We start from the raw sequence: 11,833 nt of genomic DNA, 5'->3' as shown, positions 1-11,833 counted from the left end.
CAGGGGGATTCGATCGGGCGCCGTAGGTTCATTTGAAGCCCGCGCGGTCGTCCTCGGGCAGGTAGCGCTGATCAAGTGTGGTGGACCAGTCGACGGGTTCGCTGATCTGGCCCGCACCGACCATGAGGGACGACAGATTGTCGAGATTTTTGGGATCGATTTTGAGCGAATACCCCTTCGCGAGATCCGGAGTATCGGCGAATGCCTTCTGCATGTCCGCCACACTGACGCCGACCAGCGGTGCGAGGGTTTCCGCAGCAGCCTTCGGGTCACCGACAACCCAGTCGTTAAGGCGAGTGACGACCTTGAAGAACTTGGTGATGTTCTCGGGATTCTGCTCGGCATACGTCGTATTGACGGCAACGAGGTCGGCTGGCATGTCGCCGAGAATTTTGCGGGAGTCGACGAGAACTTTCGCACCCTCGTTCGCCACCTTGGATGCGATGAACGGTTGCATGGCCCAGCCGGCGGTGATCCGGCCGGCGCGCGCAGCGGTCCAGTTGTCACCCATAGTGCCGACCGCCTGGGACCGGACACCGAGTCGTGCTTCCAGGCCTTTGACGATCAATTCGGTCGATGATCCCGCCGAGCTGAAGCCCAGGGTAGCTCCGTCGAGAGTAGCTGCGGCCGGGGCGATCCAGGAGAAATCGTTGAGTTGGAACCACGGCGCGACGATCTTCAGCTTGGAGTTCGGCTGTCGGGCAGCGAGTATAACGGAAGTGTTGCCGGCAATGGCCATGTCGGCGTCGCCGCTGGTAACGACGCGCAGGGTGTTACCACCGCCGCCACCCGAATACAGGTTCACGTCGACCCCGGCTTCCTGGAACCAGCCCTTGTCGATGCCTGCCTGCAAGATCGCCATGAACGGCAAGCTGTCGGCGCCGGTGGCCGAGATGCTCAAACGCGTACTACCCCCAGAGGAGCCGGCATTCTCGTCGGCGCACGCTGTGGCGCCGACGAGAAGCGCGGCGCTCATGGCGCCGGCAGTCAGTGCGAGTTTCCACTTGTCCATGCACATCTCCTCTGGATTGGATATTGGATACAGCATATGCAAAGTAGGTGACGTCTGTGGCCGTTTCTGCGTTACAGCTGCATCAACTTGCGAGCGACTACGGAGCCGACAGTCATCAGCGATGGTGGACGCTGCGATGTCGTAGCGCGCGTACTGTCTCCAACCCGAGAGCGATGCCTACTCCGAAACTCGCGCAGCGGAATCCGAACCCCGTCACCGCCATGCGCTTTTCCGGACCAGGACCGGCCACTGGCGAGCGAGGCTCGCGCCGCACCTCGGTTTCAGCAGAGCCGACCGCACCTCGTGAGATTCGACCGTCCTCCGAGTTGAGCCGGCGTCGCAGCTGAGGAGGTGCTCCAGGGACCGCCGACCCAGGAGCTGGGAAGTCCGGTAATGACTCCACGGACTCAGAGCTCGTCGACGAGACGGGAGAACGTCCGAATAGTCTCCGCCTTACTTTTCCCGGGGCGGACGAACGGCACGATCGACACCTGGTCGACCCCCAGCGCACGAATTTGTTCGAGTCGCTTCGCGCATTCCGCGGGTGTACCGGCAAGTGCGAACAGGTCGACCAACTCGTCGGGGACGAGATCGGCGTGCGAGGCCTCGGTGTCCATGTGGTGGTAGTAGTCGTAGTTCTGGCGAATACGCTCGATCGCTTCTTCGAGGTGGGGATCGACCGCTGCCGGAAGCGGGCGGATACATACGCGCGAGACGTGAGCGCGAACGAGGTCACGCGCCTCGGTTCGATCGTCGTCGATGGCGGTCGGCGTCCACAGGACGATGTGGAGATCGGCAAGCGTTCGTCCACTCTCACGGGCGCCCTCGTCGATGGTGGCCAGCGCCGCCTCGATGAAGTGCGGCGCGGTTCCGACCAGAACGATCACGCCGTCGGCGATGCGTCCGGACATCTTCAGGATCTTCGGCGCCGAAGCCGCGATGTAGATCGGGATGTCGATGGGACCGTCGAGGTAGTTGAGGTGGTACTCCGCACCACTGCTGGGCTCCTTCACCGCTTCCCCGCGGAAAAGCGCACGCAAATCGGCGATGGCCGCTTCGAGCTCGGCGAGCTTGAGAGGCTTCAGCCCCATGGTGCGGAGGGAGGAATCGCCGGTTCCGATCCCCAGCGCGACACGTCCCCCGGTGTATTCCGCGAGTGTCGCCCACGACGAGGCAAGCAAGGACGGGTGTCGGGTTACCGCATTCGTCACACCAGTGCCGAACACCACCCTCTCGGTCCCGACCGCAGCAGCGCCCATCACCGTCGACGATTCACGCCAGATGTTCTGAGAGTCGCCGAACCATACGTTGGCATATCCGAGAGACTCGGCGAGCTGTACGTAGTCGCGCATTGCGCCCACCGGTTCAGTCGGGAACAATCCCACGCCCTTGGTCAACATCGTCTGTTCAATCCTCTCGATGACGTTCCTCGAAAACATCGCTCCGCGCCGACGATGTATAACGTATACACTCCGGGACGGGGTGGGGGCTGTCAAGACGAACCATCGAGGAGATCCCTGTGCAACTACGCAACGAATTCAGCGTCGCCGCGGATCTGGACCGCGCATGGCGGGCTCTCACCGATATTCCAGCCCTCGCCGAGTGCATTCCAGGTGCGCACATCGACGGTCAGGACGGCGACACGTACGCCGGGCATGTCACGGTCAAGGTGGGCGCGGTGGGCCTTACGCTGCACGGAGCCGCAGACCTGGTGCGATGCGACGTCGACCAACACCTGATGGTGGTACGAGGATCCGCTCGGGACCGCAAAGGGCAGGGTTCGGTCGAAGCACTGATCACTGTCACCGCCTCGGCAGCCGGCCAACGCACCGACGTCACGGTCACCACCGAACTCGATCTGGGAGGTCGAGTCGCTCAGTTCGGCGCCGGTGTCGTCAATCAGGTGAGTCGACGGATCATCGGTCAGTTCGTACGCCGACTCGACGCCATGATCGCCGGAACCGATCCGCACACCACCCCCACCGCCACGGCCGCCGAACCGGTGACCATCCCCGCGAGCATGAACCGGACACTGCCGACCTGGCGAGTAGCCGACGGTATCGATACCGCGATAGCTATGGCAGGTGGAATCGTGCTGGGGCTGGCGATCGGACGAGCGATCTACTCACCTGTGCGCTGAGAGCTCTGCCGGCATTCCATGCGGCACCGCCCGCGCGGCCCTCACGATGCTCGTTCGGCAACCATGACGACCAGTTCGAGTTCGACACAGGCTTGCCCCGGCAAGGACATCACCCCGATCGCTGTTCGGGCGTGCGCAGCGATATCGGGTGGGAACACCTGGGCGAGCAAGGTCGACGCTCCGTCGATAACGGCTGGGTGATCCATGAAATCGCGGGTCGCACGCACGTATCCGCGCAGGTGCGCGACTGCCTCCACCGCATCGAGGCCAACGGCGGCCTCGATCGCGGCCAGAAGGTTGATCGCTGCCGCGCGCGCCTGATCACGCGCAACGTCGACAGATACATCCTCTCCGACCACGCCACGCAGAGCGGGCGCCTCGGCGCTCCTCGCGGTGTGTCCTGCGACCCACAGTTGGTTGCCGACCAGGCGGGCGGATTGATACGCGCCCTTTGGTGCGGGCGGCCGCGGCAAGCTGATTCCGATGCGCGCGAGAGCTTCGTAGGGGCTCATTCGGTGGGTTCGGCCAGCGCCCGGCCCAGGAGCGCGACGGCATGACGGCGGTGGGCATAGTTCAACCGAACCAGATGCTCGACGTCCCGGGCGGAGACCGCTTCTATGAACTGCTCGTGCTCGGCCGTCACAGCCGACAAATCCATCAGATCGGTGTAGAGCGGCCGGTAGGCGTCGGCGGTGTCCCACAGCTGGTTGACGATTCGCTTGGTGCGAGCGAGCTTGCTCCATTCGAACACCGCGTTGTGAAATTTGCGGTTGGTGATGCCCACTGCAACGAGATCGCTGTCGGCGACGGCTGCGTCCATGTTCGCCATCGCTTCGCGCATTTCAGCGACCGTCGCTTCGGTGACCCTCGGCAGGGCGTCGCGGATCAGTTCCTCTTCCAGGATTTCGCGAATGCGAAATACCTCCTCGAGCTCTTCGATGCTCAATTTCGTCACCCGATAGCCGGCGTGCGGCGCGTAGGTGACGTGCTCCTCGGCCTCCAATGTCTTGAGTGCTTCGCGGATGGGGATACGGCTCATCCCGAATCGCTCGGCGAGGGCCTCCTGAACGATCGGACTTCCTGGAGGCCGCGCGCCGGTCACGATCTCTTGACGCAGCGCATCGGTAACCGCCTGCTGAGTGGTTTTGGGACGGACGAAGTCCGCGTCCTCCGCGGGCACAGGCGCCTGTTTCCGGCGGCGCCGGCTTGCCTCCGGTCCTGCAACAGCCATCGATTTCACCCCTCGCATCGACACGACCGCTGACGCGGCCACATACGTATACGTTATACGTCCCATGTGAAATTCAGGTCTCGGGGCGGTGGGCAGGATCAGGCGATGTGGGCGATGGACCTGCTGGCGTCCGCGGATGCGCGCGGGAAGGTCAGCGAGGCGGTGTTCTTCGCCGCCGCGCAACTCCGTCGCCACCCCGACGCCGCCAGCATAGAGTCGATGCCAGGCTTCGGTCCGATACTCGGAGCGATGCTGCTGGCCACGGCAGGGGATCTAAGCGCATTCCCCAGCGCCGGCCACCTTGCCGCCGCGGCCGGTCTAGTCCCGGTGCCCAACGATTCCGGCCGACGAACCGGCAACCTACATCGTCCTCGCCGCTACAGCCGACCACTGCGCCACGCGTTCTACCTGGCCGCCCAGACCAGCAGCATGCGCGCAGGACCCAACCGCGACTACTACCTCACCAAACGCGCACACGGCCGCACCCATACCCAAGCAACCATCGCCCTGGCCCGCCGCCGAGTCGACGTGCTGTGGGCACTGCTACGCGACCAACGCTGCTACACCATCGAAGCGCCACCCGGCACCACTAAAGCTGCCGCTTGACAACAACATTGGAGATTCCCTGCGGGCTTCGCCATGCTGCTCCTTGACGTGCGTTGATCTCGCGGTCTACCGGGGCAAGGAACGGACCTGTCATCGTCGGCCACGGGTGCGGCCGAAGTTATTTTGCACTTCCTGACAGCTTCGGAATTCCGGGTTCCCGTGGGTCCAGCCGGACTGAAGCGATTTCATGTGGAACTCATGGCATTTCGATCCGTGGCCCCCGAATTCGCGGCGGGTTCGGCGAAAGTCCAGCTGTGGTATCTCACCACGTTGGTTTACGCGGTCGTGGTTGTGCGGGCTCGGTCGAGTGCAGCAATTTCCCCAGTGAGCACGCCATTCCGCGGAGTAGCGTTTAGGCCATGACACGAGTTCTGCACGCCCAGGTTTGTGTTGCCGGTGGCGGTCCCGCAGGCTTAGTTCATGCCGTCTTGCTTGCCCGCGCTGGAGTTCGGGTTGTTGTCTTAGAGAAGCACAATGACTTCCTCCGCGACTTCCGTGGCGACACCGTGCATCCGAGCACCCTGCGGATCATGGACGAGCTGGGGTTTATCGACGAGTTCCTGCGTCTACCGCACACCAAGATCGACCACGTCGCCTTCGACACCGACGGCTCGATTCGCACCTTCGGCAACTTCAGTGCGCTCAAATGGCTTGGCTTCAGGCAGCCCTATATTGCTTTGATACCCCAATGGGACTTCCTCGACTTCCTCGCTGAAAAGGCGTCCGGCTACCAGGAATTCACCCTGATTCGCAATGCCGAGGTCATGGCCCTGATCTTCGATGGCGATCGGGTGGCCGGGGTGCGCACGGCGGAACTGGAGGTGCATGCCGAGTTGGTCGTAGGTGCGGACGGGCGCAACTCCGCGGTGCGGGCAGCGGCTGTTCTGGAGACGGCCAGCGCGCACTCCCCGATGGACGTGTTGTGGTTTCGGCTGAAATGGCGCCCTGGCGATCCTCAGGAGCTGTTCGCGGTAGCACGTAAGGGTCTGTTCATGGCCATGATCTACCGCGGCGACTACTGGCAGATCGGCTATTTGGTGCCTAAGGGGTCGAACCCCCGGGGCACCTCGCTGGAGGCGTTCAAGCAGCGCTTGGTCTCCGTGCAACCGCAACTGCGTGAACACGTCGACGACCTACACTCCTGGGACGACACCAGCCAGCTCGACGTGCGGGTGGACCGGCTCAATACCTGGTGGCGTACAGGCCTGCTGTGCATTGGCGATGCTGCGCACGCCATGTCACCGATCGGTGGGGTCGGCATCAACCTCGCTGTTGCCGATGCGGTGGCCGCCGCTAACATCCTCTGCACCCCGCTGCGCGAAGGTCGAGTCACCAACGCGGACCTCGCCAAGGTACAGCGTCGGCGAGAGCTGCCCACCCGGATCATCCAGGCCGGTCAGGTGTTCATTCAGAACAAGGCGATCGCACCCAACTTGAATGGTGACCTGTCCCCGATTCCCATCCCGAAGATCGTCGGTCGGGGCCCGCTGCAGTTCGTTCCATCGATCGTCGTCGGACGGGGCTTCCGCCCTGAGCATGTACGTACTCCTGACGTCCACACCGCCTAGCGACCTTGTTGCGGATCTTGCTGTCCACCAAGAGCCAACCCACGCCTCCTTAACTTCACCGCAGTGAGGAATCATCAGCCGGACGACATTCTGATCGGCTGCAGTGATGCCACTTCGAAGGAGGATTCGGGCGCAGGAGGCTGTAGTCGCCAGCGCGGCGAAGAACTTGGCCGAAAACGGTGAGGGGATGTTCGTGGCAGAGGCGGTGGCAGCAACAACCTGTCATCGGTGAGTGGTGACTGCCCCCCGCACTGTTGCCCGGGCCACCGGCGAGCCGAATCAAGCTGCCGTTGGCACCAACGGGGCTGGAATGCCGCGCACCCGAAAACGCCGCCGCTAACTCTCGGCACATCTACAATTGGTCCGATCTATAGCGAGGACGACCAGATCGTTCCGTACAAGGCCTCCGGCCCGTTGTCCGCGCAGCTTCTCGAGAACGGCGCGCTGAAGACCTACAAGGGCTTCCCGCACGGCATGCCAACCATGCAGGCGGAGACCGTCGACGCCGACCTGCTCGCCTTCCTGAATGCCTGACACCGGGCCGACGCTCGCGGAGCCACGACATGGTTGCAGAATCCGCGACGCGACCGGCACCGAAACCGACGGACGGACGGATCAAGGAAGTCTCATGGCCGAGACCATTCGAAAAGAGATCGCGTCGTCGCGACGCTGGCCGCGGTTGCTGGTCGAGGAGTGGACCGCTACCCGCGACACGGTGCACATGTGGACCCAGATCATCGGCAAGATTCGACTCGCTCGAGCGCCGATGATCAACCACTGGTGGCAGGTCACCCTCTACGTCAGCCCGCGGGGTTTGACCACCTCCGCGATGCCCTACGAGGCCGGTGTGTTCGACATCGAGTTCGACTTCAACGAGCATCGATTGCACATACGAACCAGTGATGGCGACGCCCGTCAGGTCGCGCTCGAACCCAAGCCGGTCGGAGATTTCTATGCCGAAACGATGGGTGCGCTCGACGAGCTCGGCATTGCGGTACAAATTCAGGCGAAGCCCAACGAGGTCGATCCTGCGATCCCGTTCGCCGACGACTACGAGCATGCTTCCTATGATCGCGACGCCGTGCATCTGTTCTGGCGCCAACTCGTCGCGGCCCATCGAGTAATGAGCGAGTTTCGCTCGTATTTCACCGGCAAGGTGAGCCCGGTGCACTTCTTCTGGGGGGCCATGGATCTGGCCTGCACCAGGTTCTCCGGCCGCACCGCCCCGAAGCATCCTGGTGGTGCACCCAACTGCGGTGATTGGGTGATGGTGGAGGGCTACTCCCGCGAGTTGAGCAGTTGCGGTTTCTGGCCGGGTGGCAGCGAGGAAGGCGCCTTCTACGCCTACGCCTATCCCGAACCCGACGGCTTCGCCGACTATCCGGTCGGTCCTCGACACGCCTTCTACAGTGTCGACAACGGCCAGTTTCTGCTGCCCTACGAAGCGGTACGCACCGCCGCAGATCCGGAACGAACCCTTCTGGAATTCCTGCACACCACCTATCAAGCGGCCGCCGAACGCGGCAAGTGGGACCGAGCAGCACTCGAATGCGATCCGCACCGGTGGGACCAGAAACAGCGAACACTGAACCCATGGAGGGAATCGTGACCAATCAGAGCGACCTACCTTTTCCCGAACAGGGACTGCTCCTGACACATTTCTTAACTGTGCGCGACGTGGCTCGCTCTCGAGATTTCTACGCCGAAATTTTCGGCGGCCGGGTCGTGCTGGAGGAGAACCCGGCCATCGTCAAGGTCGCCAACAGCTGGATCATCATGAACCCGGGCGGCGGCCCGACCCCGGACAAGCCCGATATCATTCTGGCTCCCCATAAACCAGGTGATCCGATCTCGTCATTCTTGAACGTGCGGGTCGCCGACATCGCCGCGTTCTACTCCGACGCCAAATCCAAAGGGGCACAATTCCTTACCGAACCAATCGACCGCAAAGCCGAAGTCCGGTGCTATCTCCGAGACCCGGACGGCTACCTCATCGAGATCGGCCAGGCCACCGGCATATACGCTGACCGGCCTGCGGGGCGCGCTGAAAACGGAGAAAGTTAGAGGCTCCGCAATGTCCAGCACGCGCTGACCCGGGCCGATGCGGCAGACCTCGACGAGACGCCGGCCCAGCCCAGGGATGACTTCGGTGGCGACGGCCGGGTAGTCGCCCAGTGCCCACATTGCGCGATGCCGCGTCTCGAGATCAGCGGGGTCGGATTCGGTCATCTGATGCTCCCTCTGTAGTCGGGCCGGCGGACGCTGCCGAACCTGATCGATTTACGACGAGTCGCGAAGTCAAATGTTGTGCAGGACAACTGCGGCCGAAAAATTCGGTTTGTCGTTCTTCTCTTGCTGTTCGACTCCCGTCACCTACTCGCTCTTCCGGATTTCCCGGAGAACGACTGCGCCCTACCGTGCACTCTGCCACCGCGCGGGCGGTGGCTGGTGGATCTACATCGAAAGGCCGAGACTGGTTACTGCCTGCCCGCGCCATTACGGCATGCGATTACGCGGGTCGCGCCCACCCCGGAACACGCCGGATCGGGCGGAGTGCGTGGGTCTGCGCCCATCGATATGAAGGAGGCTGGAAATGAATCACTCAGACATAGACCCGACCTTCTATCGGAGCGCAGCGGAGGCGGCTGCCGCGCCATCGGAGCGGCTCGCATACGTCGTTGCGTTCGACCGTGCGGCACAGAAGCCAGATGCGCTGTCAGTAGTCGATGTGGATCCGGGTTCAGACACCTACGGCCGGGTGGTGGGCTGGACCGAGGTACCCCACCTGGGCAACGAGCTGCACCATTTCGGCTGGAACGCCTGCAGCAGCGCACTGAAGCATGAGGGCCACCGCATTGGGGGGCTGGCTCGGCGGTACCTGATCGTGCCTGGTCTGCGCTCGTCGTGCCTGTACGTATTCGACACCCAGCCCGACCCATACCAGCCCACCCTGTCCAAGATCGTGGACAGCTCCGAACTCGCGGCCAAGGCCGGCTACTCCCGTCCACACACGCTGCACTGCGGGCCGGACGGTGTGTTTATGACCTGCCTCGGCGGGGCAGACGGATCGGACGGGCCGGGCGGGATCGCGCTGCTCGATCACGGCACGTTCGATGTGCTGCGGCAATGGGAGACCGATCGTGGGCCGCAATACCTCGCGTACGACGCCTGGTGGCATCTCAACCAGAACACGCTGATCAGCAGTGAGTGGGGCACCCCGTCCATGATCGAGGACGGGCTGAAGCCAGAGCTGCTGCTGGCCAACAAGTACGGCCACGCGATCCACTTCTGGGACCTCACCACCGGTCGGCACCAGCAGCGGATCGATCTCGGGGAGCAGTACCAGATGCCACTCGAGCTGCGCCCTTCGCACGATCCCGACGCGACCTGGGGGTTCGTCGGCGTGGTGATCTCGACCGAGGATTTGTCGGCCTCCGTGTGGCGTTGGCACCGCGATGGTGGAGTGTGGGCAGTCGACAAGGTGATCACCATCCCGGCCGAGCCGGCTGATCCCGACCTGCTGCCGCCGGCACTGAAACCGTTCGGCGCGGTGCCGCCGCTAGTCAGCGACATCGATCTGTCGGTCGACGACGCATACCTCTACGTCTCGTGCTGGGGTACCGGGAAGCTCGAGCAGTTCGAGGTTCGCGATCCGGCTAACCCGAAACAGACCGGTTCGGTCCGGCTCGGCGGGATCGTGGGCCGCACCGCCCACCCGGCCGCGCCGGAACAGCCGCTTGCCGGCGGCCCCCAGATGGTCGAGATCAGCCGTAACGGTCGGCGGGTCTACGTCACCAACTCGCTCTATGGCGCGTGGGACGACCAGTTCTACCCGGACGGCGTTGGCGCCTGGATGGCCGTGATGCACACCGATCCCGCTGGCGGAATGACCATCGACGAGTCGTTCTTCCCGCACGACGAGGACTTTCGAGGTCGGCGGGTGCACCAGGTGCGCCTCCAGGGCGGCGACGCCTCCTCCGACTCCTACTGCTACCGGTAGTCAGCCACCCCTCGAACCGTGCAACCACCGCGATGAAACGCGCCTGATAGTGCGGCCGTACGCTTCCCAGCCGCCCGGGGCGACGAGTGGGAATCGGCTGTGATCGGTGTTGCGTCGCTGCCACAGCGCAATCGCAGGATCAGCGGCCCCCGCGGCGCGCGGAGATCTACCGTGGAGGTTATGACCACCTTGGAGTATCGGCATTTGCTGGTCGCCCGAGACGGCGACACCGTGCGCATCACCATGAATCGGCCGGAGCGGCGCAATGCGCTGTCGGGCGAACATCTGGCCGAGCTGCTCGTCGCGTTCCGGGCCGCGGGGGAGACCGGCGCCACGGGGATCGTGCTCGGGGCGGGCGGGCCGGTGTTCTCCGCGGGACACGATTTCGCCGACGTCTCCGCGCGTGACCTACTCGGCGTGCGGGAACTGCTCACGCTGTGCACCGAGCTCATGTCGACCATCGAGTCGGTGCCGCAGGTAGTGATCGCGCGGGTGCAGGGTCTGGCGACGGCCGCCGGCTGCCAGCTGGTGGCCTCGTGCGACCTTGCCGTTGCCGCCGAGTCAGCCAACTTCGCTCTCCCGGGCGGCAAGGGCGGCTGGTTCTGCCATACCCCGGCGGTGCCGGTGGCCCGAGCCGTCGGCCGCAAACGCCTGATGGAACTGGCCCTGACCGGCGACCCGATCGATGCCCGCATCGCGGAACAGTGGGGCCTGATCAACCGAGCGGTGCCCGATGCCGAGTTGGATACCGCCGTGGACGAGTTGCTCGCCCGCGCCACTCGAGGCAGCCGGGCCAGCAAGGCCCTCGGCAAACGCACCCTCTACGCGCAACTCGACCGCCCTGAAGCCGACGCCTACACCATCGCCCTGGAAGTCATGGCCGGCGCCGCTCAGCTGCCCGGCGCTCGGGAAGGAATGGCGGCTTTCCTGGAGAAGCGCCCACCCGTCTGGCGGGATTAGCGCCGCGACGGCCGCACCTTCGTGCGCTGGTGCCCGGTTGGCTGCTGCGCCCTGTCGCCGCTTGTCGCGATGGTGGCGGTGCCGGTGGGACGATCGCCATCGGCGCAGGCCTGGAACAGCTCCTCGAGGTCAGTGCGCTGGTGAGTTGGGCGCCAGCGGTCGAGTTCGGCCTCGACGGCGAGCAGGGAGACGCTCGGTCGGCCGGTGGAGCGCGATTCTTGTCGTCGAGGGTCCATTCCATGGCGGCAAAGATTTGCTTGCGGACGGGGTCGTTCTCTGCCGCAGCGGTATTCGTAGTCGCCATCGGTGTTCCAGG

General features: G+C 64.0%; 10 protein-coding genes and 2 pseudogenes. 8 read left to right on the top strand and 4 right to left on the bottom strand.

What is annotated here, in order from left to right; translation table 11 throughout:
• Positions 1-28: 28 nt before the first annotated feature.
• Both ACLMAJ_RS03805 and ACLMAJ_RS03800 read right to left on the bottom strand, forming a co-directional pair.
• On the bottom strand, positions 29-1,012 hold the full coding sequence (locus tag ACLMAJ_RS03805) for an ABC transporter substrate-binding protein (RefSeq protein ID WP_412012065.1): 984 nt from the start codon (positions 1,010-1,012) through the stop codon (positions 29-31).
• A gap of 407 nt (positions 1,013-1,419) precedes the next feature.
• Positions 1,420-2,412 carry an LLM class flavin-dependent oxidoreductase gene (locus ACLMAJ_RS03800; protein WP_412012064.1) on the bottom strand — a complete coding sequence of 331 codons (993 nt, stop codon included), beginning with the start codon at positions 2,410-2,412 and terminating at the stop codon, positions 1,420-1,422.
• Between the two features lie 119 nt (positions 2,413-2,531).
• On the opposite strand from ACLMAJ_RS03800, the gene ACLMAJ_RS03795 reads away from it, so the two are divergent.
• On the top strand, positions 2,532-3,152 hold the full coding sequence (locus ACLMAJ_RS03795) for an SRPBCC family protein (RefSeq protein ID WP_412012063.1): 621 nt from the start codon (positions 2,532-2,534) through the stop codon (positions 3,150-3,152).
• A gap of 41 nt (positions 3,153-3,193) precedes the next feature.
• Here ACLMAJ_RS03795 and ACLMAJ_RS03790 read toward each other — a convergent pair whose 3' ends face one another.
• Both ACLMAJ_RS03790 and ACLMAJ_RS03785 read right to left on the bottom strand, forming a co-directional pair.
• Positions 3,194-3,664: a RidA family protein gene (locus tag ACLMAJ_RS03790; protein ID WP_412012062.1), complete on the bottom strand. Its 471-nt coding sequence runs from the start codon at positions 3,662-3,664 to the stop codon at positions 3,194-3,196.
• On the bottom strand, positions 3,661-4,578 hold the full coding sequence (locus ACLMAJ_RS03785) for a GntR family transcriptional regulator (protein WP_412012061.1): 918 nt from the start codon (positions 4,576-4,578) through the stop codon (positions 3,661-3,663). Before ACLMAJ_RS03785 ends, ACLMAJ_RS03790 begins: the two co-directional genes overlap by 4 nt.
• Here ACLMAJ_RS03785 and ACLMAJ_RS03780 point away from each other — a divergent pair.
• The 7 genes and pseudogenes from ACLMAJ_RS03780 to ACLMAJ_RS03750 all read left to right on the top strand — a co-directional run.
• Positions 4,564-4,989: pseudogene (locus ACLMAJ_RS03780) on the top strand (transposase); the annotation flags it as partial. The gene ACLMAJ_RS03785 and the pseudogene ACLMAJ_RS03780 sit on opposite strands and share 15 nt — an antisense overlap.
• A 359-nt stretch (positions 4,990-5,348) precedes the next feature.
• Positions 5,349-6,557, top strand: coding sequence for an FAD-dependent oxidoreductase (locus ACLMAJ_RS03775; RefSeq protein ID WP_412012060.1), 1,209 nt, complete (start codon positions 5,349-5,351; stop codon positions 6,555-6,557).
• Positions 6,558-6,923: 366 nt separating this feature from the next.
• Positions 6,924-7,091 (top strand): annotated as a pseudogene (locus ACLMAJ_RS03770) (alpha/beta fold hydrolase); the annotation flags it as partial.
• 94 nt (positions 7,092-7,185) lie between these two features.
• On the top strand, positions 7,186-8,166 hold the full coding sequence (locus ACLMAJ_RS03765; RefSeq protein WP_412012059.1) for a DUF5996 family protein: 981 nt from the start codon (positions 7,186-7,188) through the stop codon (positions 8,164-8,166).
• Positions 8,163-8,621, top strand: a complete 459-nt coding sequence (locus ACLMAJ_RS03760) for a VOC family protein (RefSeq protein ID WP_412012058.1) — start codon at positions 8,163-8,165, stop codon at positions 8,619-8,621. Before ACLMAJ_RS03765 ends, ACLMAJ_RS03760 begins: the two co-directional genes overlap by 4 nt.
• Positions 8,622-9,150: 529 nt before the next feature.
• Positions 9,151-10,557 (top strand): selenium-binding protein SBP56-related protein, encoded by a 1,407-nt coding sequence (locus tag ACLMAJ_RS03755; protein ID WP_412012057.1) that lies wholly within the window; start codon positions 9,151-9,153, stop codon positions 10,555-10,557.
• A 180-nt stretch (positions 10,558-10,737) separates the two neighbouring features.
• The gene (locus ACLMAJ_RS03750) at positions 10,738-11,517 is read left to right on the top strand and encodes an enoyl-CoA hydratase-related protein (RefSeq protein ID WP_412012056.1); all 780 of its coding nucleotides are present in this window, start codon (positions 10,738-10,740) and stop codon (positions 11,515-11,517) included.
• The last annotated feature ends 316 nt before the right edge of the window (positions 11,518-11,833 follow it).

The organism is Nocardia arseniciresistens (assembly GCF_046764875.1).
In the GTDB taxonomy this organism is placed as follows: Bacteria; Actinomycetota; Actinomycetes; order Mycobacteriales; family Mycobacteriaceae; genus Nocardia; species Nocardia arseniciresistens.
The sequence above is the reverse complement of the archived record's forward strand: the minus strand, read 5'-3'. Positions and strand labels throughout refer to the sequence as shown.